The sequence below is a fragment of the Pseudomonas sp. S2_E01 genome (genome assembly GCF_054668365.1).
On the sequence record NZ_CP162762.1, the window covers coordinates 5,139,006 to 5,164,673 of the forward strand.

General features: G+C 61.3%; 23 protein-coding genes and 1 riboswitch. Of the genes, 7 read left to right on the forward strand and 16 right to left on the reverse strand.

What is annotated here, in order from left to right; all coding sequences use genetic code 11:
• Positions 1 to 81 precede the first annotated feature (81 nt).
• Positions 82 to 1,602, forward strand: coding sequence for an AhpA/YtjB family protein (locus tag AB4O36_RS23730; RefSeq protein ID WP_460118628.1), 1,521 nt, complete (start codon positions 82 to 84; stop codon positions 1,600 to 1,602).
• 218 nt (positions 1,603 to 1,820) lie between these two features.
• Here the strand turns inward: AB4O36_RS23730 and AB4O36_RS23735 are convergent, their stop codons facing one another.
• The 9 genes from AB4O36_RS23735 to AB4O36_RS23775 all read right to left on the reverse strand — a co-directional run bounded on the left by AB4O36_RS23735 (position 1,821) and on the right by AB4O36_RS23775 (position 11,202).
• Positions 1,821 to 2,534, reverse strand: a complete 714-nt coding sequence (locus AB4O36_RS23735) for a PqiC family protein (protein WP_460118630.1) — start codon at positions 2,532 to 2,534, stop codon at positions 1,821 to 1,823.
• Between the two features lie 176 nt (positions 2,535 to 2,710).
• Complete coding sequence (parC, locus tag AB4O36_RS23740) at positions 2,711 to 4,978, reverse strand: DNA topoisomerase IV subunit A (protein WP_460118632.1); 2,268 nt, start codon at positions 4,976 to 4,978, stop codon at positions 2,711 to 2,713.
• A gap of 7 nt (positions 4,979 to 4,985) precedes the next feature.
• Positions 4,986 to 5,510, reverse strand: a complete 525-nt coding sequence (locus tag AB4O36_RS23745) for a retropepsin-like aspartic protease family protein (RefSeq protein ID WP_460118634.1) — start codon at positions 5,508 to 5,510, stop codon at positions 4,986 to 4,988.
• Complete coding sequence (locus AB4O36_RS23750) at positions 5,507 to 6,490, reverse strand: esterase-like activity of phytase family protein (protein ID WP_460118636.1); 984 nt, start codon at positions 6,488 to 6,490, stop codon at positions 5,507 to 5,509. Before AB4O36_RS23750 ends, AB4O36_RS23745 begins: the two co-directional genes overlap by 4 nt.
• On the reverse strand, positions 6,490 to 8,397 hold the full coding sequence (gene parE / locus AB4O36_RS23755) for a DNA topoisomerase IV subunit B (protein ID WP_460118638.1): 1,908 nt from the start codon (positions 8,395 to 8,397) through the stop codon (positions 6,490 to 6,492). The genes AB4O36_RS23750 and parE overlap by 1 nt, the downstream gene beginning before the upstream one ends.
• Before the next feature lie 54 nt (positions 8,398 to 8,451).
• Positions 8,452 to 9,060 (reverse strand): YqiA/YcfP family alpha/beta fold hydrolase, encoded by a 609-nt coding sequence (locus AB4O36_RS23760; RefSeq protein WP_460118640.1) that lies wholly within the window; start codon positions 9,058 to 9,060, stop codon positions 8,452 to 8,454.
• Positions 9,061 to 9,242: 182 nt separating this feature from the next.
• The gene (gene cpdA / locus AB4O36_RS23765; RefSeq protein ID WP_460118642.1) at positions 9,243 to 10,058 is read right to left on the reverse strand and encodes a 3',5'-cyclic-AMP phosphodiesterase; all 816 of its coding nucleotides are present in this window, start codon (positions 10,056 to 10,058) and stop codon (positions 9,243 to 9,245) included.
• 83 nt (positions 10,059 to 10,141) lie between these two features.
• A complete protein-coding gene (locus tag AB4O36_RS23770) occupies positions 10,142 to 10,594 on the reverse strand; it encodes a DUF1249 domain-containing protein (RefSeq protein WP_460118644.1) in 453 nt (150 codons plus the stop codon).
• A complete protein-coding gene (locus AB4O36_RS23775; protein WP_460118646.1) occupies positions 10,585 to 11,202 on the reverse strand; it encodes an NUDIX domain-containing protein in 618 nt (205 codons plus the stop codon). The genes AB4O36_RS23770 and AB4O36_RS23775 overlap by 10 nt, the downstream gene beginning before the upstream one ends.
• Before the next feature lie 222 nt (positions 11,203 to 11,424).
• Between AB4O36_RS23775 and AB4O36_RS23780 the strand changes: the two genes are divergently transcribed.
• On the forward strand, positions 11,425 to 12,171 hold the full coding sequence (locus tag AB4O36_RS23780; RefSeq protein ID WP_460118648.1) for an RsiV family protein: 747 nt from the start codon (positions 11,425 to 11,427) through the stop codon (positions 12,169 to 12,171).
• Here AB4O36_RS23780 and cytX read toward each other — a convergent pair.
• Together cytX and thiC are read right to left on the reverse strand one after the other, a co-directional pair.
• Positions 12,140 to 13,432 (reverse strand): putative hydroxymethylpyrimidine transporter CytX, encoded by a 1,293-nt coding sequence (cytX, locus tag AB4O36_RS23785; RefSeq protein WP_460118650.1) that lies wholly within the window; start codon positions 13,430 to 13,432, stop codon positions 12,140 to 12,142. The two genes, AB4O36_RS23780 and cytX, sit on opposite strands and share 32 nt — an antisense overlap.
• Before the next feature lie 103 nt (positions 13,433 to 13,535).
• The gene (thiC, locus tag AB4O36_RS23790) at positions 13,536 to 15,425 is read right to left on the reverse strand and encodes a phosphomethylpyrimidine synthase ThiC (RefSeq protein WP_460140399.1); all 1,890 of its coding nucleotides are present in this window, start codon (positions 15,423 to 15,425) and stop codon (positions 13,536 to 13,538) included.
• Positions 15,426 to 15,586: 161 nt separating this feature from the next.
• Positions 15,587 to 15,692, reverse strand: a riboswitch (TPP riboswitch).
• Between the two features lie 197 nt (positions 15,693 to 15,889).
• Between thiC and AB4O36_RS23795 the strand changes: the two genes are divergently transcribed.
• Positions 15,890 to 17,323, forward strand: coding sequence for a TolC family outer membrane protein (locus tag AB4O36_RS23795; protein WP_460118654.1), 1,434 nt, complete (start codon positions 15,890 to 15,892; stop codon positions 17,321 to 17,323).
• 58 nt (positions 17,324 to 17,381) lie between these two features.
• On the opposite strand, the gene waaA is transcribed toward AB4O36_RS23795, so the two are convergent.
• Entirely contained in the window at positions 17,382 to 18,659 is a 1,278-nt protein-coding gene (gene waaA, locus AB4O36_RS23800; RefSeq protein ID WP_460140400.1) for a lipid IV(A) 3-deoxy-D-manno-octulosonic acid transferase, read from the reverse strand.
• A gap of 11 nt (positions 18,660 to 18,670) precedes the next feature.
• The gene (locus AB4O36_RS23805; RefSeq protein WP_460140401.1) at positions 18,671 to 19,567 is read right to left on the reverse strand and encodes a LysR family transcriptional regulator; all 897 of its coding nucleotides are present in this window, start codon (positions 19,565 to 19,567) and stop codon (positions 18,671 to 18,673) included.
• A gap of 102 nt (positions 19,568 to 19,669) precedes the next feature.
• On the opposite strand from AB4O36_RS23805, the gene AB4O36_RS23810 reads away from it, so the two are divergent.
• The 4 genes from AB4O36_RS23810 (at position 19,670) to AB4O36_RS23825 (ending at position 23,099) form a co-directional block, all read left to right on the forward strand.
• The gene (locus AB4O36_RS23810; RefSeq protein ID WP_460118660.1) at positions 19,670 to 20,002 is read left to right on the forward strand and encodes a DMT family transporter; all 333 of its coding nucleotides are present in this window, start codon (positions 19,670 to 19,672) and stop codon (positions 20,000 to 20,002) included.
• A 115-nt stretch (positions 20,003 to 20,117) separates the two neighbouring features.
• A complete protein-coding gene (locus AB4O36_RS23815) occupies positions 20,118 to 21,293 on the forward strand; it encodes an NAD(P)/FAD-dependent oxidoreductase (RefSeq protein WP_460140402.1) in 1,176 nt (391 codons plus the stop codon).
• A complete protein-coding gene (locus AB4O36_RS23820; protein WP_460140403.1) occupies positions 21,290 to 22,102 on the forward strand; it encodes an aldo/keto reductase in 813 nt (270 codons plus the stop codon). Before AB4O36_RS23815 ends, AB4O36_RS23820 begins: the two co-directional genes overlap by 4 nt.
• Before the next feature lie 31 nt (positions 22,103 to 22,133).
• Positions 22,134 to 23,099, forward strand: a complete 966-nt coding sequence (locus tag AB4O36_RS23825; protein ID WP_460140404.1) for a metal ABC transporter ATPase — start codon at positions 22,134 to 22,136, stop codon at positions 23,097 to 23,099.
• A gap of 21 nt (positions 23,100 to 23,120) precedes the next feature.
• Here AB4O36_RS23825 and AB4O36_RS23830 read toward each other — a convergent pair whose 3' ends face one another.
• The 3 genes from AB4O36_RS23830 to AB4O36_RS23840 are packed head-to-tail and all read right to left on the reverse strand — an operon-like array spanning position 23,121 to position 25,661.
• A complete protein-coding gene (locus AB4O36_RS23830) occupies positions 23,121 to 23,924 on the reverse strand; it encodes a hypothetical protein (protein WP_460140405.1) in 804 nt (267 codons plus the stop codon).
• Between the two features lie 55 nt (positions 23,925 to 23,979).
• Positions 23,980 to 24,684, reverse strand: a complete 705-nt coding sequence (locus tag AB4O36_RS23835; protein ID WP_460140406.1) for a hypothetical protein — start codon at positions 24,682 to 24,684, stop codon at positions 23,980 to 23,982.
• The gene (locus AB4O36_RS23840) at positions 24,684 to 25,661 is read right to left on the reverse strand and encodes a glycosyltransferase (RefSeq protein WP_460140407.1); all 978 of its coding nucleotides are present in this window, start codon (positions 25,659 to 25,661) and stop codon (positions 24,684 to 24,686) included. The genes AB4O36_RS23835 and AB4O36_RS23840 overlap by 1 nt, the downstream gene beginning before the upstream one ends.
• Positions 25,662 to 25,668 lie beyond the last annotated feature (7 nt).

Consider the following 25,668-nt stretch of genomic DNA (forward strand, 5'->3'; position numbering starts at 1 on the left):
CGGGCACCGTGAGCGCTTTGCCGGTCTAGGGCCTGTCGCTATACTGCGCGTCAACTTCACGGACAAAAGAGCCGAGCGCAAGTGAACCGGCCCACGCCAGTAAAAACCGATAACTTCTTCCTGCTGATCTTCCGTGCACTGCGTCACCGCCGTGTACCGATTGCATTGCGCATCGCCAGCCATAACGTGATCCTGGTCGCCCTGGCCCTGGTGATCTACGCCTGCGTGATGGGTTTGCAGTTCAAGCAGGCCATGCACGAGCAGGCGGATGCCCTGGGCGAAAGCCTGACCACGCAGACGGCCACCTCGGCCACCGAGCTGCTGGTGTCCAACGACATCCTCAGCCTCAACGTGCTGCTCAACAACCTGACCAAGAACAAGCTGGTGGCACACGCCGCCATCTACAGCGTGGATAATCGCATCCTCGCCGAATCCGGTCAGCGCCCCAAGCACGGCCTGCTGGGCGAAGCCGAGGGTATGTACCAGAGCAAGATCACCTTCCAGGACGTAACCGCCGGTCAACTGCGCATCAGCCTGGACATGGATCAGTTCCAGCAGCCGATGACCATCAGCCTCCAGAGCATGGGCATCCTGAGTGCCATTCTGCTGGCCCTGTCCCTGGCCCTGAGCCTGCGCATGGGGCGCTACCTGTCCACGCCGCTGCTGCAATTGCGCGTGTGGCTGCGCAATATCGACGAATACACCCCGGCGACCGACCGCCAGGACGAAATCGGCGACCTGGCGCGTCAACTTCACGCCAATTTCGCTCCGGAACCGGCTGAACCCGAGCCGGTCCCGGAAGCCGAGTACGACGACAGCGATTACGCTGACTCCGACGAACCGGCCTTCGAAGTGCGTAACCTGCGCGATCCGAGTTTCGATGAGACCAAGCCGGTTGCTGGCCTCAAGCCCGCACCCCGGCAAATCGTCAGCACCGTCGAAGACGACGATGACGACGAGGACCCGTTTGCCGACCTGCGCGACGAGTCGGCAGCGAGCCCGGCTATCAAGCTACCCGTGTCCAGCGTACCGCAGCACAGCGCCGTGCTGGCCGTGCAGCTCGGCGCCCAGGACCAACTGCGTCGCCTGCCCCGTGCGCGCTTGGAAGAATTGCTCGAACGCTATCGCGATTGCCTCGATCAGGCCGCGTCGCTCTACCAGAGTGAACTGCACACCCTGAACGATGGCAGCACGCTGATGCTGTTCCACACCGAGGACAGCGGCGACGACTACCTGACCAACGCCATCTGCTGCGGTGAGTTGCTGCGTGCGCTGGGCCATCAATTGCAGATCGAAGTCGCGGACAGCGGCATCACCCTGCAATTGCAACTGGGCCTGACCCTGGGTGACGAGCTGTTCGGCCTGAGCCAGATCGACCTGCTGCTGACCGAAACCGCCCAGGACGCCCTGGCGCTTTCGCAACACAGCCGCAACCTGCTGCTGGTGGAGCGCAAGATCAGCGACGACGCCCTGATCCGCCAGCGCGCCCGTATCCGCCCGATCGCCAGCCCCGAGGGGGCCTGCTGCGTGGAGCGGCTGATGGAGCCTTATCCATCGATGCTTGAACGCCAGCTGGCGCGGATGCATGAGCGTAGGGCCTGAGGCCTGAGTTTCAGTCGTAGAAAAGCCCGCAGATCATGCGGGCTTTTTTTGTTGCCTGTGCCGGCCTCATCGCGAGCAAGCTCGCTCCTACAGGGGCCCGCGCTCTCCTGTAGGAGCGAGCTTGCTCGCGATGGAGCCGGCAGAAGCCCTGAAGATCCTCCAGAAACAACAAAGCCCGCACGTTCGCGGGCTTTGCTTTAAACCAAATCAAACCAACCTCAAAACCTGAACACTTCCATATCGGTACGGATCGGCGCAGCCATCGGGATTTTTGGCTGTTTTTCCTGCTCGACCGCCGGCGCCGCCGGCTTGGCTGCCGGTTTGCGTGGTGCTTCGGCAATCGGTGGCTGGTTGGCCAGTGGCTTGAGCGCCACGGACAACTGTTCGGCCAAACGCTGCAATAACACGCCCTGGGCCTGCACCTGGGCCGCTGTGCCGCCGGCGTGCTCCTCTTGCAGGTGAACGATGCGGTTATCGCGAACCTGGCCACGGCGGTCGATCAGACGCCATTGCGCATCGAGGATCGCCGGTTGTGATTCGCCCGAGTCCAGGCGGGTAATGGTCAGCAGTACCTGGACATCCGGGGTGAAACCGAGGGTCGCCGGGGCCAGTACCACACGCTGGCTGTCCAGGTGACCCGCCACCTGGCGCAGCAACAGCTGATCGATATCCGCCGACAGGCTACCCGCCCAGCGACCGTCAATCGATGCCTGCAGGCTGCCATCCGGCTGACGTTGCAGCAGGGTTTCGCGTTGCAGGTAGTCGGCAACCGTTACCGGGCCGAGTAAAACCGCCATACCTGCGGCTTGCGCAGGCTGTGCCGGACTTCCGCTGTCCAGCTGATACAGCGACACCGGCTGGTGAACGCTGCAACCCGCCAGGCCAAGAACGCCGGCGAGCATCAAAATAAAAGGAAGGCGCAGAGCAGTCATCATCCCGTCCAGGTGGTCGCTACAAAGCGGACCACAGTGAAAATACTCAATAAATATGAAGAACGCTCGGTTACACCGGCGCTTGAAAGGGCACATCATCCGTGAATATGCGCTCCGACTCCAGCGCCAAAGCGCCGATCTACGCGTTAAATCGCAGATCCGGCGCTCTAGGACGCTTAATTGAGGTTTTCGACGAGCAGCGCATCGACCCGCTGGAAGCCACGTGGCAATTTGTTACCACGACGACCACGCTCACCCTTGTAGTGTTCGAGGTCGTCCGCTTTCAGTGACAAGGTACGTTTTCCAGCCTGAAGCACCAAGGTGGCGCCTTCGGGAATGACGGCGATGTCCGTGACATATTCTTCGCGATTGGCCACGCGCTCACCGGAAATACCGATGATCTTGTTGCCTTTGCCCTTACCTAATTGTGGCAGATCGCTGATCTTGAAAATCAGCAGGCGACCTTCGGTGGTCACCGAGGCCAGCCAGTTGTTCTCACGATCAGCCACCGGACGCGGCGCAATCACTTTCGAATTGTTCGGCAGGCTCAACAGGGCCTTGCCCGCCTTGTTCTTGGCCTGGAAGTCTTCACCCTTGACCACGAACCCGTAGCCGGCGTCGGAGGCGATCACGTAGAGCGAATCGTCTTCAGGCATCAGCACACATTCGAAGTTCGCCCCTGGCGGCGGCGTCAGGCGACCGGTCAACGGCTCACCCTGGCCACGGGCCGACGGCAAGGTATGAGCGGCCACCGAATAGCTGCGACCTGTGGAGTCGATAAACACCGCGTACTGGTTGGAGCGCCCTGCCGCCAACGCCTTGAAACCATCCCCGGCCTTGTAGGAAAGCCCGGTGGCGTCGATGTCGTGGCCCTTGGCGGAGCGAACCCAGCCTTTTTCAGACAGCACCACACTGACTTTCTCGTTAGGCAGCAGATCGTGTTCGGTCAGGGCCTTGGCTTCGGCGCGCTCGACGATTGGCGAGCGACGATCGTCGCCATAGGTTTCGGCATCCTTGATCAGCTCGCTGCGCACCAGCTTCTTCAGCTTGGCTTCGCTGCCCAGCAGCGCTTGCAGCTTGGCCTGTTCCTTGAGCAATGCATCCTGCTCATCACGCAACTTCATTTCTTCCAGTCGCGCCAACTGACGCAAGCGGGTATCGAGAATGTAGTCGGCCTGGATTTCGCTCAGGGCGAACCGTGCGATCAGGCTCGCCTTGGGGTGTTCCTCAGTGCGGATGATATGGATCACTTCGTCCAGGTTGAGGTAGGCAATCAGCAAGCCGTCCAACAGGTGCAGGCGGCGTTCGACCTTGTCGAGGCGGAATTGCAGGCGGCGACGCACGGTCTTCACCCGGAACTCCAGCCACTCGACCAGCAGCGCTCGCAGGTTTTTCAGCTGCGGCTTGCCGTCCAGGCCGATGATGTTGATGTTGACCCGGTAGCTGGACTCCAGATCGGTGCTGGCAAACAGATGCTGCATCAGCGCGTCGTGGTCGAAGCTTTTTCGCGCCCCGGGAATGATCACGATGCGGCATGGGTTCTCGTGGTCGGATTCGTCGCGCAGATCGGCGATCTGCGGGGCTTTCGACGGTTTTGCCTGCATCATGGCCGCGATCTGTTCCAGCACCTTGGCCCCGGAGACCTGGTGCGGAAGCGCGGTGACAATGATGTCGCCATCCTCAATATGGTACACGGCGCGCATGCGCACCGAACCGCGACCGGTTTCGTAGATTTTCAGCAGATCGGCGCGAGGGGTGATGATTTCCGCTTCGGTCGGGTAATCGGGGCCCTGGATGTGTTCACAGAGCTGTTCGACCGTGGCCTTGGGCTCATCGAGCAAACGCACGCACGCCGACGCCACTTCACGCAGGTTGTGCGGCGGCACGTCAGTGGCCATGCCCACGGCGATGCCGGTGGTGCCGTTGAGCAGGATGTTCGGCAAACGTGCCGGCAACACCAGCGGCTCGTCAAGGGTGCCGTCGAAATTCGGCCCCCAGTCAGCGGTGCCCTGACCCAGTTCGCTGAGCAGCACTTCGGAGTAACGCGACAAACGCGCCTCGGTGTAACGCATGGCAGCGAAGGACTTGGGATCGTCCGGCGCACCCCAGTTACCTTGCCCATCGACCAGCGTGTAGCGATAGCTGAATGGCTGGGCCATCAGCACCATGGCTTCGTAGCAGGCCGAATCGCCGTGGGGGTGGAACTTGCCGAGCACGTCACCGACGGTACGCGCCGATTTCTTGTGCTTGGAATCAGCGTCAAGCCCCAACTCGCTCATCGCATAGACGATGCGGCGCTGTACCGGTTTCAGGCCATCGCCGATATGCGGCAGGGCACGGTCCATGATCACGTACATGGAGTAGTTGAGGTAGGCATTTTCGGTGAAGTCAGACAGTGACCGGCGTTCTACACCGTCCAGGCTGAGATCAAGGGAGTCGCTCATGCGGGCCTCATCGGTTCGTTGTCTGGCGCAGCAGCATGGTGCCACCGCGCTGGGTAAATTCAAGTTTGTTCAGCGCGCTCATACCGAGCAGCACCTGATTGCCATCCAGGCCGGGTGCGACCAGCGCACGAACATCGCGCAAGACGATGTCGCCGACCTGCAAACGATCGATCCGGGTACGGTAACCCTGGCTCAGGCCGTTTGCCGTACTCAGGGTCACCCCAAAGCCTTCTTCAAGTTTCAACCGCTTGGCCAGGTCCGCCGGGATCGAAACATCCGTCGCCCCGGTGTCCAGCATGAAATCCACCGGCTGGCCGTTGATCTGGCCGCTGGCGACGAAATGCCCCTGTTGATTGCTCACCAGTTTCACTTCGATAAAGCCATCGCCCTGTTCGGAGCTGACGATAACGTTCGGGTTGTTCTGGCGTGCTTCCCATTCACCGAAAAACCGCGTGGCCAGGAACAGCCCGGCGCACCAGGCCAGGATCAGCAAGACCCGACCGGCGCGCTTGCCCGGCGCCTGCTCAGTCACGGCGTGGCACCCCAGCCGCCTTGCGGCGCGGCAAAGCGCCAGACAATTGGGCGTGTCTCGCCATCGGCCCGGGCACCGTCGTTGTTGTCGATGCCGATCCACGCGCCATCGGCGTCAATGATCAACGCTTCGGCCAAACCATAGCTCTGAGAATAACGTCGGTTTTCCTGCAACGCTTCATCGGCAAACGACCAGCAACGCTCGACCTTGGCTGTCACCGCATCACGGCGGCAAATCTCGAATGCATTGCGTTCCAGGGTAAACAGCTTGCCGTTGAACAGGGACAGGTCGGAAAAATCCCGCGACACCGCCCTCGCCTTGGGGAACTGTGCCGGTTGCATTTCCACTCCGGCTTCGCTCAGCAACACACAACCGCCGTCGCAATCCCAGAGCGTTTGCTGGCGCTTGATTTTCAGCAGGCCACGGCGCTCACGCTCCGCCGCCAACCACAACTGATCGCCAGCCGGGTTGATTGCCAGGCCTTCGAACAGCGCATTGAAGTGCAACAGCATGCCGCTGGCCCGTGCCTCGCGCACCAGCAATGGCGAAATCCTCAGCCAGGACGTGGCGCCGTCTGCCGGCACTTGCAGCACTGCCGCATGTGCCTCGCTGACAATGTAGCGATTGCCGGCGTTATCACAGGTGATGCCTTCGAAATCCAGGTCGCCCCCCCGCACGAACGAGGCCGCCCAGGTCCGCGAACGCAAACCCCAGGGCAAACCGCTGTCCGGTACAGGCGGCACGTCAATGTGCACGGCTTGCGCCTGCCAGACCGTATCGCTGGCCTGCAGGCGATAGATCTGATCGTCATCGCGATCGGAAACCGTCCACAGCTCCTTGCCGCACAAGGCCAGCCCTGACAGGTTGCCGCCGCGCATCCCTTCCACGGGATGCTCGGACAACAGGCGCAACTCCGGAACCGGTTCGGCAAAAGCCGAAACGCAGGTCAACAGGCACGCCAGGGCAAAGCCAACCCGCATCAGGCAAGAACCTCGGCGAGGTTGCCTTTGGATTCGAGCCAGGTTTTACGATCGCCGGCGCGTTTTTTCGCCAGCAGCATGTCCATCATTTCCGAGGTTTCGGCGAAATCTTCACCCAGGGTGAGCTGCACCAGGCGCCGGGTGTTCGGGTCCATGGTGGTTTCGCGCAGTTGCGGCGGGTTCATTTCACCCAGGCCCTTGAATCGGGTGACCTGCGGCTTGCCGCGTTTCTTCTCGGCAACGAGGCGATCAAGAATCCCGTCGCGCTCGGCTTCGTCGAGGGCGTAGTAGATTTCCTTGCCCAGGTCGATGCGGTACAGCGGCGGCATCGCCACGTAGACGTGACCGGCCTCTACCAACGCACGGAAATGCTGGACGAACAGCGCGCACAGCAGCGTGGCGATGTGCAGGCCGTCGGAGTCGGCGTCGGCGAGGATGCAGATTTTGCCGTAGCGCAGCTGGCTCATGTCCGCCGCGCCTGGATCGACACCAATGGCCACGGCGATGTTGTGCACTTCCTGGCTGGCCAGCACTTCGCTGCCGTCGACTTCCCAGGTGTTGAGGATCTTGCCACGCAGCGGCAGGATCGCCTGGAACTCCTTGTCCCGTGCCTGCTTGGCCGAACCACCGGCGGAGTCACCTTCCACCAAAAACAGCTCGGAGCGCATCGGGTCCTGGCCGGCACAATCAGCCAGCTTGCCTGGCAGGGCCGGGCCCTGGGTAATACGCTTGCGCTCGACCTTCTTGCTGGCCTTGAGCCTGCGACCGGCGTTGTTGATCGCCAGTTCGGCCAGCAACATGCCGGTTTCCGGGTTGGCGTTGAGCCACAGGCTGAACGCGTCCTTGACCACGCCGGAGACGAATGCCGCCGCTTCCCGGGACGACAGGCGCTCTTTGGTCTGGCCGGAGAATTGCGGCTCCTGCATTTTCATCGACAGCACGAAGGCGATGCGCTCCCAGACGTCTTCCGGCGCCAGCTTGACGCCGCGCGGCAACAGGCTGCGGAACTCGCAGAACTCACGCATGGCATCGAGCAAGCCCTGGCGCAGGCCATTGACGTGGGTACCGCCCTGAGCAGTCGGGATCAGGTTGACATAGCTTTCCTGAACGCTGTCGCCACCTTCGGGCAGCCACAGCAGCGCCCAATCCACCGCTTCCTTGTTACCGGCCAGGCTGCCGCAGAACGGCTCGTTCGGCAGGCGCTCGAATTCGCTGACCGCATCGACCAGGTACGAGCGCAGGCCATCTTCGTAATGCCACTCGACTTTCTCGCCGGTGCCTTTGTCTTCAAAGCTCACCAGCAGCCCGGGACACAGCACAGCCTTGGCCTTGAGCACGTGCTTGAGGCGGCTGATGGAGAATTTTGGCGAATCGAAGTATTTCGGGTCCGGCGCAAAAAATACACTGGTGCCGGTGTTGCGCTTGCCGACGGTGCCGACCACTTCCAGCTCGGTTTTCTTGAAACCGTCGGCGAAGGTCATCTGGTATTCGTTACCGTCACGCTTGACGCGCACCCGCACTTCGGTCGACAGGGCGTTGACCACGGAAATACCCACCCCGTGCAGACCGCCGGAGAACTGGTAGTTCTTGTTGGAAAACTTGCCGCCCGCGTGCAGCTTGGTGAGGATCAGCTCGACGCCCGACACGCCCTCTTCGGGGTGAATGTCCACGGGCATGCCACGCCCGTCATCGCAGACTTCCAGCGAATGGTCGGCATGCAGGATGACCTGCACGGACTTGGCGTGGCCGGCCAGGGCTTCGTCGACGCTGTTGTCGATGACTTCCTGGGCGAGGTGGTTCGGCCGACTGGTGTCGGTGTACATCCCGGGGCGTTTGCGCACCGGGTCGAGGCCCGAGAGGACTTCGATGGCGTCTGCGTTATAAGAGCTAGCGCTGGGAGTGGCCATGGGGTCTCTTCGTCCGCCTGTATAAAAAATGTTCGATAAAAAAGGAGCGAAGGCTCACAAAGCTGTGAAATCCATCGCCTGATACACATCTGCGCCGATGCCGGCAAAACTCAGCATTGCCGGCAATCGCTCGGCAAAACCCTGGAAACCATGATCGCCACCAGCCTGGATGCGCAACGCACAGGCCCGGTAATACTGCTGGGCGAGTCGATAGTCCAGTGTTTCATCACCGGTTTGCAACCACACCTGATATCGCTGCGGGTCCTGGGGCGCCGGCACTTCCAGTTCGGCCAGCGCCGTCACGTGGTCGTGGGTCAACTCCCAGGCCTCATCGGTGTACAGGTTTTTCTGCGTTCCCAGGAATCCGTCGAACATCCGGTGCGGACTGACGGCAGGGTTGATCAACAGGGCCTTGAGGCCATGGCGCTCGGCCAGGTGAGTGGCATAGTAGCCGCCGAGCGAGCTGCCGACCAGCAATGGCCGTCCCAGCTCCCCGATGGCCTGCTCCAGTTGCGCGATGGCTTGGCGCGGGTGGTGATGCAAGGCCGGAACCCGCAAGTGATCGCTCAAGCCCAGCCGTTCCATTACCTGCATCAACTGCGTGGCCTTTTTCGAGGCGGGTGCGCTGTTGAAACCGTGGATATAGAGGATCGAACCGGACATTGGAGCTCCCTGGGTGTCGGGTGAGGAAGGCGGAGTTTACAGGGAAGCGGGGGCGCCTGTACCGGCCTCATCGCGAGCAGGCTCGCTCCTACAGGGGAGCGGGTCCAACTGTGGGAGCGGCGGTGCGACGATTCGACTTGCCCGCGATGGGCGCGCCTCGGTCTCAGATCAAGCCAACAACCTCAATAGCCATTAGACCCATAATCCACAGTGAACTCGAACCCGGTCACCCGCTCTACCCCGGTCTCGATCTGCCCATCGGGCAGCAACCGCAGCCAGCGATAACCTGGCGCCTGCTCGCCGACCTTGAAATCGGCGCTGCCCGGCTCGAACTGAATGCAGGTCGAAGGCGAGGCGATCAGTCGCAAGTTGTCACGCACTTGATCGATTTCCTGATGCACATGCCCCCACAACACGGCACGCGCCTGGGGAAAACGGTCCAGCACAGCGAACAGTGCGTCAGGGTTGCGCAGGCCGATTGGCTCCATCCAGGCGCAGCCGATCGGCACCGGGTGGTGATGAAAGCACACCAGGTGATGGCGATCCGGCGCTTCGCTCAGGGAACGCGCCAGCCGTTGCAATTGCTCTTCCTGCAAATACCCCGGCACGGACCCCGGTACGGCCGAGTCAAGCAAGGTGACCCGCCAGTTGCCGATGTCCACGACCGGATCCAGCAGTGCACTCTGCACCGCCGCCTCGGCCATGACCTGCGGCTCATCGTGGTTACCGGGAATCCAGCGGGCTGGCGCGTCCAGGGGGCGAGTCAGGTCGCGAAACTGCCGGTAGGACTCCAATGTTCCGTCCTGGGAAAGGTCGCCGCTGGCAATGATCAGGTCGATCCGAGGCTGTTGCTGCCGGACCAGTTCGATGACCTTTTGCAAGCTTTGCCGCGTGTTCATGCCCAGCAGCGTGCCATCGGCCTCGGCAAACAGATGGCTGTCAGACAGTTGCACCAGTAGCGCCGAATCGGCGGTGGTCAGTGTGGATACGCTCGGCAAGACGTTCTCCCAGGGCTCGAGTGACGCAATTATGCTGGGGGACGTGCAAAAGAGGAAACCCGTGAACCGGACGCAGTTCACAACTAACGAACGACTTCGTACTCGTGCCCCAGCGCCAGGCAATGGCTCAGCCACTCGCCCAGGAACATGTTCAACTGGGCCTTTTCGTCGGGCTGGTGCATCGCGGCATTGGGGTAAGGATAGATGCCGCGAAAGCGCCGTGCATGTTCGGCACTGACCACTTCGGCCATGCACGCATCGTGGTAGACCTGGACCTCCAGCTGCGGCACCGGCAGCCACGGCAGGCTGTGCTCCTGGCGCACTTGCAGGGTCGTGGTGTACGGGCAGACCTGCAACACCTCAAGGGCAAGCACGCCGAGCATCTGGTCGCCGTGAGTCACGGCAATGCGCCGCGCTGCGGGTTCGCTGCGCATGTCGGGCAGCAGTCGCATCAGGCGCGCGTAGTTGGCCTCGCAGGAAGCTTGCAGCCCCGCCAGGTCGACCCGGTAGCGATCGCGCAGCTTGTTTACGACCATAGCCCCCTCACTTCAACGCGGTTCAATGCCAGCCATTGCAAGGCAATGATGCTCGCCGCGTTGGCAATTCGCCCATCGCGCACGGCTTGCAAGGCATCTTCGAAGGCCCAGACCGTCACGCGGATATCTTCAGCTTCTTCCTCCAATCCATGAAGGCCCCCCACCCCGTTCGTTTCGCAGCGCCCCAGGAACAGGTGCACGAATTCGTTGCTGCCGCCAGGCGATGGAAAATACCGGGTCATCGGCCAGAGCGCCCCGAATACCAGCCCAGCTTCCTCCTGCGCCTCGCGGTGAGCAACTTCTTCCGGCACTTCGTCCTTGTCGATCAGACCAGCGACCAATTCGACCAACCACGGATTGTCGGTCTTGCCCATGGCGCCAACCCGAAACTGCTCGATCAGCACCACTTCATCGCGCCGCGGATCGTAAGGCAGCACGCACACCGCATCGTGGCGCACAAACACTTCACGACTGATTTCGCGGCTCATGCCACCGGCGAACAATTCGTGGCGCAAGTGCACGCGGTCGAGCTTGTAGAAGCCCTGGTAGCACTTTTCGCGCCGAACGATCTCCACGGCGGTCGGAATGGCGCTGGCAAAATCGGTCATGACAATCCTCGTTTCCACAAATCCGATCCGAGGTTCGCTTCTTGCCACCTCGACTTCGCGCCATCCTAACGCGCCCGTGACGTTTGATGCAGCCCCTTTCCCGCCAGCGGGATGGACGGTGAGGGAGAAACCCACTCTAATTAGCTTAGTGGCGAACTGACGGCCTGCTCGAGAGTCGAAGCGGATACCTTTTCGCCTTTCCCTGTTTGATGAAGGACGCCCATGTCGCTTTTCAAATTCGCCTCCGTGGCGGTCATCGCCCTGACCCTGGGCGCTTGCCAGAGCTTGTTCCAACCCAACTATCGAGTGCCGCTGGAAGTCACCCGCGACACTTCCGAGCAGTTGAAGCCAGGTTGCACGAGTGCCGATTGCCCGCTGGTGAACATCGACACGCTGCGCTTCCCCGGCGAGCCCGCTCTGGACGGCATCGTCGAAAAGCGTTTGCTGCAAATGACCCGCACCTCGCCCGACGCCCCGGTGGCGCCAACGCTGGCGGCCTATCGCGATGAGTTCCTGCGCACAGCGCCACCGCGTAACAGCAGCTATTTGCAGGCCAAGGTACGTGAGCAGCATGACGGCTTGGTGATCATCGAATTTGCCAGCTATCTGGACACCGGAGGCGCCCATGGCACGCCGGGCCGCGGCTTCGTCAACTACTCGCGCCCGCAGCACAAGGTGCTGACCCTGTCTGACATGCTGCTGCCGGGCCAGGAAGAGGCATTCTGGAAAGCCGCGCAGGTGGCGCACAACAGCTGGCTGATCAGCACCAAGCTCGATCAGGAAGCGGAGTTCGTGAAGAGCTGGCCGTTCCAGAAAACCCAGAACGTGGCGCTGACCTATGGCGGGGTGATCCTCAAGTACGAGACCAGCAGCATCGCGCCTTATGCGCTGGGCCATGTCGAACTGAAGATCCCCTACCCTCGCCTCAATGGCATTCTCAAGCCCGAGCTGTTTCCCGGCCGTAGCTGAAGGCCCGACCCAGGATGAGTTGCAACAGCCCTGCCAGGATCAGCGCCGGCAGGGTGGCGCCGATATCCGGATACAGGTTGGCCAGCAGATGGTAGGTGCTGATACCGCCCAGCCAGGCGAGCAATGCCGGCCAGCGCAACGCGGTTGACGCAACCTGGCCACTGCGTTTGCGCAGGATGAAGTGGTCCACCAGCACCACGCCGAACAGCGGTGCGAACACCGAACCGATCAGCAACAGGAAGTTCTGGTACTGGGCCAACGGCGCCAGCAGGGCGATCAAGGTGCAGATCACGCCGATGGCCAAGGCCAGGTGCTCGACTTTCAGGCGCAACAGGATCCCGCTGGAAACCGCTGCCGAGTGAATATCGGCGAAGGCGTTCTCCGATTCGTCCAGCAGGATCAGCAGCAACGGGATGCCCAGTCCCGCGCCGGCCAGTGCCAGCAACAAAGCGTTCACTTCACCACTGGGCGCGAACGCCAGGGTGTAGGCCACGCCAAGACTCATCAGCCAGAAGTTACCGATGAAAAAGCCCACGGCCGTACCGCCGAACACGCTTTTCGCGCGTTTACCGAACCGCGAATAGTCGGCAATCAGCGGCAGCCACGACAGTGGCATGGCAATCGCGATGTCGAAGCCCACGGCGAATGGCATCGAGCCGTCGCCTGCCTGGGCCCACAACGCGGCCAGGTCGGCCTTGGCGAACAGGTTCCAGGTCAGCCAGGTGCAGGCGGCCAACAGCAACCAGATGCCCCACTTACGCAGGATCTGACGCACAAACGTCAATGGACCGCTGACCGCGAGCAGGGTCGCCAGGCCGCCGAAGAACACGGTCCACAGCAGTGGATTGGCCAGCAGGCTGCCTTCACTGAAGGCCCGGGCGCCCAACAGGCTGGCGGCATCGCGCATGACGATGATTTCGAACGACCCCCAACCGATCAGTTGCAGCAGGTTCAGCACCGCCGGCAGGCTGGCACCTTTGGCGCCGAGGCTGAGTTTCAGTGCGGCCATCGATGAAAGGCCAGTGTCACTGCCAATCACGCCGACCGCCGCCAGCAGGAGGACGCCGACCAGGGTGCCGAGGAATATCGCCAGCAAAGAGCCGGACAGGCCAAGACCCGGCGCAAGCAACGCACCGGTCTGCAACACCATCAGGCCGATGCCTAGGGAAAACCACAGGGAAAACAGATCACGACCACCGAACACACGCTTGTCGGCGGGTACCGCGATGTCGGGGGAGTAGGTGCTGGGTTGGATGCTCAAGGGGGTTGTCTCAGAGAAATGATAGCCACAAGCCGCAAGCTTCAAGCTGCAAGAAAAAGCCGGCATTACGCGCGCTCTTTACTTGCAGCTTGCAGCTTGTCGCTTAAACCTTTTTGTAAAGCTGACTGCCTTCCTGCTTGAAACGCTCGGCCTGTTCCGCCAGGCCTTGGGCAACATCCGCATCGACCGTGTCGATCCGTTGGTTGGCCGCGTACTCGCGCACTTCCTGAGTGATTTTCATCGAGCAGAATTTCGGCCCGCACATGGAGCAGAAATGCGCGACTTTGGCCGAGTCCTTCGGCAGCGTCTCATCGTGATACGAACGAGCCGTGTCCGGATCCAGGCCCAGGTTGAACTGGTCTTCCCAGCGGAACTCGAATCGCGCCTTGCTCAAGGCATTGTCGCGGATCTGCGCGCCCGGATGCCCCTTCGCCAGATCGGCGGCATGGGCGGCGATCTTGTAGGTGATGATGCCAGTCTTCACGTCATCCTTGTTCGGCAGGCCCAGGTGTTCCTTGGGCGTCACGTAGCAGAGCATGGCGCAACCGAACCAGCCGATCATCGCCGCACCGATGCCGGAGGTGATGTGGTCGTAGCCGGGGGCAATGTCGGTCGTCAGCGGGCCGAGGGTGTAGAACGGCGCTTCGTCGCAGCACTCGAGCTGCTTGTCCATGTTCTCCTTGATCAACTGCATGGGTACATGGCCCGGGCCTTCGATCATGCACTGCACGTCGTGTTTCCAGGCGATCTTGGTCAGCTCGCCCAGGGTTTCCAGTTCGCCGAACTGCGCTTCGTCGTTGGCATCGGCAATCGAGCCCGGCCGCAGGCCATCACCCAGCGAGAAGCTGACGTCGTAGGCCTTCATGATTTCGCAGATGTCTTCGAAATGCGTGTAGAGGAAGTTTTCCTTGTGGTGCGCCAGGCACCATTTGGCCATGATCGAACCACCGCGCGAAACGATGCCGGTCACCCGCTTGGCGGTCATCGGCACGTAGCGCAGCAGCACGCCGGCGTGGATGGTGAAGTAGTCGACACCTTGCTCGGCCTGCTCGATCAGCGTATCGCGGAACAGCTCCCAGGTCAGGTCTTCGGCCACACCGCCGACTTTTTCCAGGGCCTGGTAGATCGGCACGGTGCCGATCGGTACGGGCGAGTTGCGAATGATCCACTCGCGGGTTTCGTGGATGTGCTTGCCGGTGGACAGGTCCATGACCGTGTCCGAACCCCAGCGAATGCCCCAGGTCAGTTTCGCCACTTCTTCTTCGATGGACGAACCCAGGGCGCTGTTGCCGATGTTGCCGTTGATCTTCACCAGGAAGTTACGGCCAATGATCATCGGTTCCAGTTCGGTGTGGTTGATGTTGGCCGGAATGATCGCGCGGCCACGGGCGATTTCATCACGCACAAATTCCGGGGTGATGACTTTCGGCACGCTGGCGCCAAAGCTGTGGCCGGCGTGCTGCTGGTCCAGCAGACCCGCGGCGCGCGCCACTTCCAGCTTCATGTTCTCGCGGATGGCAACGAATTCCATCTCGGCGGTGATGATGCCCTGGCGCGCGTAGTGCATCTGGGTGACGTTGGCCCCGGCCTTGGCCCGGCGCGGGTTGTTGACGTGGGCGAAGCGCAATTGGGTCAGCTCGGGATCGGCCAGGCGCTCCTGGCCGAAGTTCGAACTCAGGCCGCTCAGGCGCTCGGTGTCACCACGGGATTCGATCCACGGTGAGCGCACATCGGCCAGGCCTTTGCGCACGTCGATGATGACGTTGGGGTCGGTATACGGGCCGGAGGTGTCATAGACCGTGACCGGGGCGTTGACCTCACCGCCGAAGTCGGTCGGCGTCACGTCGAGGCTGATTTCACGCATCGGCACGAGGATGTCCGGACGAGAGCCCTGGACATAGATTTTTTGCGAGCGGGTAAACGGCTGAACCGATTGCTGATCGACTTGCGCCGAATCACTGAGGTTGGTTGTATTTTTTAGTTTTATCGTCATCACGGGCTCTCCAGACGGCATCCAGGCATTGGAATTTTGTCGGAGCGAACCTGTGACGAATGGACGCACGAATGCTGGAAACCAGCTGTGCTGTGCTCAGTGCTCGAGGGGTAGTTCGATGGCGAACAACATCCCGGACGAAGCACAAGAGGACTCGCCGGGTGACGAGAAATCTTGTTCCCTACGCAGGCGCTAACCTGATCAGGTTCAACGGGATCCGAAATGATTCGATCTCAGCCTCATAGCAAGGCACCCCGACAAGAACCCGGCCAGTCTAGACACAACTGGCAAGGAACGCCAACACCGCGGCAATCACCATGATGAATGGCGTAATTGCAGGATTGTTGCCGCCCGTATGCGCAACTACACTCGCTACGCCGCATAGCGCCTTGACGCTGTGCAGCCCGCGCCTTAACTTGGCGCCTGAATTATCAGCGTCATATCACTTTTTTAGGGATCGCCTCATGCTGCGCAAACTCTCACTGGCCGTTGCCGTGTCTTGTGCGTCCAATGGAATGGCCTGGGCAGCAGAAGCGCCCCTGGCGACCAACACTGACCTGGTCAGCGTCTACCAGGAAGCGGTGGACAATAATGCCGACCTGGCCGCCGCCCGCGCCCAGTATGGCGCCCAGAAGGAAGTCGTGCCCCAGGCCCGCGCCGGTCTGCTGCCGAACCTCTCAGGGGGTGGCGAGGTGGCCAATGTACGCACCGACATCAATCAACCGTCGGCCATCGCCAACCGCAGCGCCAACTCCTATCAGGCTACGCTGGCGCAGCCACTGTTCCGTGCCGACCGCTGGTTCCAGTACCAGGCCGCCAAGAACGTCAACGAACAAGCGGCGTTGCAACTGTCGGCGACCGAGCAGAACCTGATTCTGCAAACCGCCGAAGACTACTTCAACGTACTGCGCAGCCAGGACACGCTGGCCTCGACCAAGGCAGAAGAAGCCGCGTTCAAGCGTCAGCTCGATCAGTCCAACGAGCGTTTTGACGTCGGCCTGTCGGACAAGACCGACGTGCTGCAATCCCAGGCCAGCTACGACACCGCGCGAGCCAACCGGATCGTGGCCCAGCGTCAGGTGGACGACGCGTTCGAAGCCTTGATCACCTTGACCAACCGCCAGTACAACTCGATTCAGGGTATGGTCCACTCGTTGCCGATCCTGCCGCCGGCGCCAAACGACGCCAAGGCCTGGGTGGATACCGCTGCCCGGCAGAACCTCAACCTGCTGGCCAGCAACTTCGCGGTCAGTGCCGCTGAAGACACCCTCAAGCAACGCAAGGCTGGCCACCTGCCCACCGTCGATGCGGTCGCCAAGTACCAACGAGGTGACAACGATGCCTTTGGTTTCAGTAACCCGAATGCGTTCGGCCAGGCCTACGGCGGCCCTGTCGAGCAAACCACGCTGGCGTTGCAGCTGAACATTCCGATCTACAGCGGCGGGCTGACCAGTTCGCAGGTCCGTCAGTCGTATGCACAACTGGACCAGAACGAACAGCAGCGTGAGAGCCTGCGTCGCCAAGTGGTGGAAAACACCCGCAACCTGCACCGCGCGGTGAACACTGACGTGGAACAGGTTCAGGCGCGCAAGCAGTCGATCATCTCCAACCAGAGCGCGGTTGAAGCGACCGAAATCGGTTATCAGGTGGGGACGCGCAACATTGTCGACGTGCTGGATGCCCAGCGTCAGCTGTACAACTCGGTGCGGGACTACAACAACACCCGCTACGACTACATCCTCGACAACCTGCGCCTGAAGCAGGCGGCCGGAACGCTGAACCCGGGGGATCTGCAAGACCTGAAACGCTACCTCAAGCCCGACTACAACCCGGACAAGGACTTCCTGCCACCGGATCTGGCGAAGGCGGCAGAGGCTCAGCTCAAGGCACGGCCCTGATCATCAAACCGGGAATGCTCCCAGCTCGCTCCCACAAAAGTGAACGATCAGGCGGGGATCAGCGCTCGATCAACCGCCCCAACCCATCGAGCAGGCGCTGCAAGGCACCCTGATTGGTGCGCATCACCTTCAAACCGGCCTCGGCCATGCGCTGCGCATCGCGGGGTAATTCGAACAGACGTTGCACGACCAGTGCCAGGCCGTCGGCGTCTTCCACTTCCTGCAACGCCCCGGCACTGCGCAACTGTGCAGCGATTTCCAGAAAGTTGAACAGGTGCGGGCCACTGATCACCGGTTTGGCCAGAGCCGCGGGCTCCAGCAGGTTGTGGCCACCGTTGGGCACCAGGCTGCCGCCGACAAACGCGCTGTCCGCCAGGGCATATAGAAACAGCAGCTCGCCCATGGTGTCGCCCAGCAACACCGACGTGCCGGCAGTCACCGGTTCGCCGGTGGAACGACGGATCGTGGAGAAGCCCTGCTGCCGGCATAGCTCGAACACCGAATTGAAGCGCTCCGGATGGCGCGGCACGAGGATCAGCAACGCATCAGGGTGACCGGTGAGCAATCGGCGATGGGCGGCCAGTACCACCTCATCTTCGCCGTCATGGGTACTGGCGGCGATCCAGACTGGACGTTCCTGCGCCTGCCATTGCTCGCGCAGATTGGCGGCGCGCTGTAGCAACGCGGGGTCGATGGTCAGGTCGAATTTGATTGAGCCGGTTACCTGCACGGTCTCGGCGCGAGCGCCCAGCTCGCGAAAGCGCTGGGCTTCGGCTTCGGTCTGCACGGCGAACAGGCTCATCTCGGCAAGCATCGGTTGCGTCAACTTCCCAAAGCGTGCGTACCCCCTTGCGGAGCGCTCGGACAGCCGCGCATTGGCCAAGGCCACGGGAATCCCGCGTTTGGCACATTGATGGATATGGTTGGGCCACAACTCGGTTTCCATGATCACGGCCAGCGTAGGCCGGACCCGATCCAGGAATCGCGCGGCAGCGCAAGGCAGGTCATACGGCAAGTAGCAATGCTGGATGCGCGGCTCATTGGCGAACAGGGCCTGGATGCGCTCGGAACCAGTCGGGGTCATGCAGGTGACGGTGATCGGCAGTGTCGGATAGCGTTGCAGCAATGCGCGAATCATCGGCGCCGCGGCAATACTTTCGCCAACGGACACCGCGTGCACCCAGATACCGCCCGGCTTCATGGCCGGCAGCCCAAGGGAGAAGCGCTCGCCAATGCGTTTGGCATAGGCCGGCGCCTTGCGCGCGCGCAGCCACAAGCGAATCGCTACCAGTGGCAGCCCCAGGTAAAACAGCGCGGTGTAGAGAGTTCTATTCATGGCGGCGGAGTTTATCCACTTTTGCCGCCGATCGCCTGCAAGTGCACGGCAAATCGTTCCGCCAGCCAGCGAGCCGCAGGTCCGAGTGGCTCGTCGCGACGCCACACCAGTTCAACCACCAGCGCGGGTGGGGTCCATTCGCTGTCCAACTCAACCATCTGGCCGTGATAGGTGGGGTACTGCACCACATGCCGAGGCAGCCATGCCCAGCCCAGGCCACGCACCAGCCATTCGGCCATCACATAAAAACTGTCGGCGCGCCAGACCTGAGGGCTGGCCGGCTCGCTGCCGGGGTAGACACTGGACTGGGTGGACATCAGCAGTTGACGATGCTGTGCCAGTTGCTGGCAATCGACCCGCTCCCGTTGCGCCAACGGATGTTCAACACCACACACCGTGACCATCTCCACACTGCCCAGTACCCGTCGCTCAAGCGCCTCGGGAATCTGGTCATGGAAGAACAGCAACCCCAGATCGGCGCGACGCTCCACGAGTTTGCGCGCAACCTCGCCCTGGGCGGCGCTGGTCAACTGCACTTCCAGGCTGGGGAATTGCTCCGCAAGCGCCTCGAAACTTTCAATGATCGGTTGATAAGGCATTGCTTCATCTTGCGCCAGTCGCAGCCGCGCTTCCTCCCCGCGCATCATCGCCAACGCTCGGCCATTGAGGCGCTCGCACTGGCGCAGTACTTCCCGGGCCTCCTCCAGCAGGGCATTGCCAGCTTCAGTGAGCCTGGGTTGCCGACCGCTGCTGCGATCGAACAGGCTCATGCCCAGGTCTTCTTCGAGCAAGGCAATCGAACTGCTGACGGCCGACTGCGCCTTGCGCTGCTGTCGCGCCACCGCCGAAAACGATCGCTGCTCCGCAACGCTGACAAACAGGCGCAGTTGGTCCAGGTCCCATTGCATGATCAACCCATCTCCAAATCAGATAGGTAATGACTTTACCGCATCTGGCCAATCTCTAGAATGCCGACTCAGAACGCAACACGTCACACGAGGAGTCCGCCCATGACCGCTTACTACTATCTGGCTATCGCCATCTGCGCCGAAGTGATCGCCACGGTTTCGATGAAAGCCGTCAAGGGCTTCAGTACCCCGCTACCCCTGATTCTGGTCATCACCGGTTACGCCATCGCTTTCTGGATGTTGACCCTGGTGGTGCGCACCGTGCCGGTAGGGGTGGCGTACGCCGTGTGGGCGGGCATGGGCATCGTGATGGTCAGCGTCGCGGCGCTGTTCATCTACGGACAGAAACTGGACGTGCCGGCCATGCTAGGAATGGCGCTGATCGTGCTGGGCGTGGTGGTGATCCAGTTGTTCTCAAAAACAGCCGGCCATTAGCCCATCCACGAGCTTCAAGCGGCAAGCTACATGAGGGATATCTGCGCCTCTTGCTTGCAGCTTGAAGCTTGAAGCTTGAAACTTGCAGCTTCCTGGAAAACCCTGAGGTCGCTGCATGCCATCCGTTATTTCCACCGACGTTCTGATTGTCGGCGCTGGTGTCGCCGGCCTCTGGCTGAATGCACGCCTGCGCCGCCAGGGGTTCTCGACCGTGCTCGTGGAAAGCGCCAGTCTCGGCGGCGGGCAGAGTGTCAAATCCCAGGGGATCATCCACGGCGGAGCCAAGTACGCGCTTCACGGTGCGCTGACCGGCGCCTCGGAAGCCATCGCCGACATGCCGCGCCGCTGGCGCGAAGCGCTGACCGGTGAAGGCGAGCTGGACCTGTCCGGCGTGCGCCTGTTGTCCGAAGCGCACTACCTCTGGTCGCCGGGCACCCTCGCCGGCAACCTCACCAGTTTCTTCGCCAGCAAAGCCGTGCGTGGTCGTGTCGATCAGGTCAAGGGTGACCAACTGCCACCGGCCCTGCAGGACAAGCGTTTCAAGGGCAAGGTCTATCGCCTGGCCGAACTGGTGGTCGACGTCCCCAGCCTGGTCCGGCGCCTGGCCGACCTCGCCGGCGACGGCCTGCTCGCCGGCCAGCATATCGAACCGCTACTCGCGGACGGCGAACTGGTCGGCCTGAAGGTCGACGGGCGCGAGATCCGCGCCCAGCGCATCGTCCTCAGTGCCGGTGCGGGCACGGCAGCATTGCTCCAGAGCCTGGGCCTGAGCCAGCCGGCCATGCAGCGCCGACCTCTGCACATGATCATCGCCAAGGGCCCGGGCCTGAAACCGCTGTACGCCCACTGCCTGGGCGGCGGCACCAAACCGCGCATCACCGTCACCACCCACCCGGCCGCCGATGGCCAATGGGTCTGGTATATGGGCGGTGACATCGCCGAAGCCGAGGGCGTCGCACGCGAACCGGCGGAGCAGATTGCAACCGCGCAAAAAGAACTTGGCCAGTTACTGCCGTGGATCGACCTCAGCACCGCGCAATGGGCGACCTTGCGCGTGGATCGTGCCGAGCCGCTGCAATCGGGCCTGACCCGCCCGGACAACGCGTTCCTCGCAGAAGAGGGCCGGCTGCTGGTGGGCTGGCCGACCAAGCTGGCGCTGGCGCCGGACTTCGCCGACCGCGTCATCAGCGCCCTGCAACGTGACGGCATCCAGCCAGGCCACCCGGGGCCATTGCCAGAACTGCCGAAACCGCCGATGGGCGTCCCGGCCTGGGAGCAATTGCTGCCATGAGCGTACCCACACTGCACAGTCTGCATCGCCCCCTGGGCAGCACCGGCCTGCTGGTTTCCCCATTGGGCCTGGGCACGGTCAAACTGGGCCGTGACCAGGGCGTCAAATACCCCAATGGCTTCCAGATTCCCGACGATGAGGACGCACGCCAGCTGCTCAAGCTGACGCGTGACCTGGGTATCAACCTGATCGACACGGCGCCGGCCTACGGCCACAGCGAAGAGCGCCTCGGCCCTCTGTTGCGGGGCCAGCGTCAGGACTGGGTCATCGTCAGCAAGGTCGGCGAGGAGTTCGCCGACGGTCAGTCACGTCACGATTTCAGCGCGGCACATACCCGGCTCTCGGTGGAGCGCAGCCTGCAACGTCTGGAAACGGATTTCATCGACCTGGTGCTGGTGCACTCCGACGGCAACGATCTGGCAATTCTCAACGACAGCGAGGTCTATGCCACCCTTGCCACACTCAAGGCCGAAGGCAAGATTCGCGGTTTTGGTTTTTCCGGCAAAACTGTCGACGGCGGTTTGAAGGCGCTGGAGCAAGGTGATTGTGCAATGGTCACCTACAATCTGAACGAGCAGCACGAGAAAGCGGTCATTGACTATGCTGCTGCTCACGGCAAAGCCATCCTGGTCAAAAAAGCCCTCGCCAGCGGCCACGTCTGCTTGAGCCCGGGCGTGGACCCGGTGCGCGCCAGTTTCGAGTTGCTGTTTGCACATCCGGGTGTAGCCAGTGCTATTGTCGGGACCATCAACCCGTTGCACCTCGCCCACAACGTCGCGACCGTTGCCCAGGTTCTGGGCAAAAAATGATGCCGCCTCGCGGCCTTTAGCAGGAGCCGACATGCCGCGTACGCTCATAAGAAAGAACCCGAGCAACTTCAAGACCCTGCCGCTATTCGTGCAAGCGTCCCCCGAAGGCTTGAGTTACCAGAGCGTCGGCATGCCGCTCAATTTTTCCCAGACCCTGCATCGGCGCCGCCCGGTGACGGTGGCCGACAACGAGCGGTTCGCCCTGGAACTGGCCAACCTCGGGGTCTCGGTGCGACTGACTCTGCATTGGCAGAATCGTGATTACTGGGTGCTGGTGCGCCAGCGGCGGCAGGACCGCGGGGATGTGGTCCTCAAGCTGATTTCCGGTTACGTCCCCGCACACGAACTGAACCTGCCGCTGCACACCGCTATCCAGGAGATTGCCGAGGAATGCCTGCTGGAAACCCCGGAAGGTTGGCTCGGTGGACGATTCAATGACACCTGGCTACCAGCGCCCTACTCGTCTGCATTGCACTACCGCGAGGCACTGCCTTTTCGCCTGACGCCACTATCCGGAGCGGCGCGACCTGTGCGTTGCGCCAACCTGCCACTGATCGAGCGGCCACAGGCCTATGTGCATCTGCCGACCGCCTCGCTGCAGTTGATCTATGACCTGCGCCTGGAAGTGCCCCGTGAGGCCAAGTCCCTGAGCCTGTTTCATGTCGACGAGCGGCTCGAAGGCGACCAATTGGTGGCACGCCTGGATCGCAAACGTCCGGACCTGTACCTGATGCCCCTCAAGGATGGCCGGCCGCTGGCCGAGCTGTACACGCTCAAGCGCGACAAGCTCATACCCGCCAGCACTCGCGGCCTGTACCTCGCCGAAAGCTTTGCCATCCAGCAAGGCTGGACCGTGAGCGAAGAGCGGATTCGCTGGAAAGAATGGGTGGTTCAACAGGGACTGCAAATACCGAAGGCACCCCGACAGGGCTTGAAGAAGCTGAGCGTCAAGGCCCTGGGGCTGGTTCGTCTGATGCGCGCAGGTCTGCGCAAGTAAACACCCACACCCCGGACCGGATCAGCTGCGCCGCTTGTCCATCCAGGTGCGCAGTCGCGCAAAGAAATGAAAGTAGCGATTCTCGCGCTTGCCCATGCCGCGCTTGGGCGAGAACGACTCTTCGGCAAATGCTCCGGTGATACGCACCCGCGAGGCTTGGGTGTCCAGGGTGCAAATCCTGGCCCCGGCCTGCTGCAAAGCGAACTTGAGCAGGCGCTCGGAGTGCAGTTTCCTGCCCGTCACCTGAGTGAACTCAAAAATTTTCTCGATCCTTTTGCCGTAAGCGGCGTAAGTGTCACGCCCACAAATGGCAAAACGATCATTGACCCCGCCCCACCATTGCCAGTCCGGAATGTAGCAATTGAGCCGCCGGGCTTGCTCACGCTTGAACACATACGTGGGCAGTGCGGTGTGAAAGCAGATATCCGGTCTCACGAAGACCACGAAATCCGGTTTGAAGGACTCCATCATCGTCGTGACCGTGTGCAGCGAATTGAGCTGGAAGATCAGGTTGCGAAGCGAGGCATAATCATCCGCCCAGGTATCGCCCAGCGCTTTCACTTTTTCGAAATCCCAGCGCTCAAGCACGCCATCGGTTGAAGTCAGTTGTCCGGTCATGGACTTGAAGGGCTCGTAGTTGTCGGCCTTCAACTCTCCCTGTTCGCCCGAGCGCGAGTTCTGCACTTCGTTGATTTCATAAAGATGGTAAAAACACTTCACATTGCTGTTCGAAGGCAGCCGCGAAAGGACGTTTTCTTGAATGGAAGGAAAGCAGACCTGCGAATTTCTAGGGATACCAAAAAAAGCCACTGCAATATTCAACACTCGACAGCACCCCTTTAAATTTGATCTTGTTGCCCGGCAGACAATCGTCCCGCAGTCACCTTCGACCGAACAGTTTCCGCCACCACCGGCGAGGCCGCAGCGGTATCGCCGTCACACCCGACCGCTGCAACCAGTCACGCTCATAATCCCAGGCATGCCCGCCCCAACGTTTGCCCGCCTCATTGGAAAAGCCCAGGGTCACGAGTTGAAAGTCGTAACCCGCCTGGGCGCGCAACCAATCCAGCAATACCAACACATTGAAGCCAGTGGTTGGTCCGACGTAACGCTTGCCGTCCGGACGATCGACGGGGTAGTTCCACAAGGCCGGCAACGGAATCCGCTCCCAAAAGAGGGCCACCCCAGGCAATGGGCACATCTGCCCCGTGCACCCGACCAGCAGGGTGAAACAACGCGCATCAGGGTGATCCAGGATTCGTTGCACCCCTGGCCCATAAGGAAGGCCGAAAAAATAGGCGTCCGGTGCGTTGAACCCGTGTACGAACAGATTGACGCTGCGTGGCGTAAGCAGCGTCGCCAGGACACATTTATTGAAGCTGACGACGACATCGTCAGCGCCGATGTCCAATGCCTGGAAATCGTCCTGGCTGATGGCGGGATTGTTGGCCAATAGCACCACCCGAGCCGCTTTGCGCAGACACTCCTGGAGCGCCTGAGGCAACCCATCGGGAATGGACTGGTGCCCACCGGGCAGAGCATCCAGCGCCATGTGGTCATCGTGTGGCGGTTGGCTGTCGGCCATCACTGCAACGGGACCTGCATACCGTAACGCACCTTGACCCATAAACGCGTGAATGCCGACGGAGGCTGCCAAGGGCGCATTTCACGCTGGATTTCGGTCGCGAGCGTACGGCCCACCCGAGCGAAGGAATACCGGCTTTCGGCAAATGCCTGTCCGTTACTGGCAATCCGCGCCGTCAGTTCCGGGTCACTTTGCAGCAACCTGAGTTTTTCCACCGCTTCCTCTTCGGAGCGGTAGAACACCGTGTTGTGCATATCCTCAAAGCCGAGCAATTGGTCTTCTTCGCCCTGGCTCCATGCCAGCAGAACACACCCACAAGCCATCGCTTCGAAGTTCTTGATCATGAATTCATTCATGCCGATGTCGGCACTCACGAAGATCCTGATGCGATTGAGCATTTCCAGGTACTCAGCACCCGACTTGGTGCGGGTCACCAACATGCCGGTACGCCGGGCGAGCACTTCAAGCAGTGCCTTGCGCTGGGAATACTCGGTACTTTTCAGGCTACCCAGGAAGCCAGCGGGGATATCCCGCACACTTCCCGTGTTATGCAACATCTGTTCGTCATATCCCTTTGAAACGAACACGGCATCAATATCTTCCGATCGCATCCGACGCGCCACTACCGCGCCGGACACCAGCGCACGCGAACTGGGCAAACGACTGTACAGACGTGAGTAAACCCCTTGATACTTACTTTCGGGCATGTAGTTCTGATAAGCATCGTGCTCAAGAAATATCAGGCCGGGAATGCACCTCAACACCCTGAGTTGTGGGACCAGCCGCTTGACCCTGGAGAAGATGACAACCCGGTCGAACGCCTGATAATTGACAGATGCGAGAAACGGCCCCAGGTTCATCTGCTGTTTTTTGCTTAGCCGATAGACCACGCACTCGTCGCAGTTCTGCTGCACGATTTCATACAGGCGGTCCAGAATGACGCGCTGCTCGGCCATAACCAGAAGCATGACTTTCATCAATCTT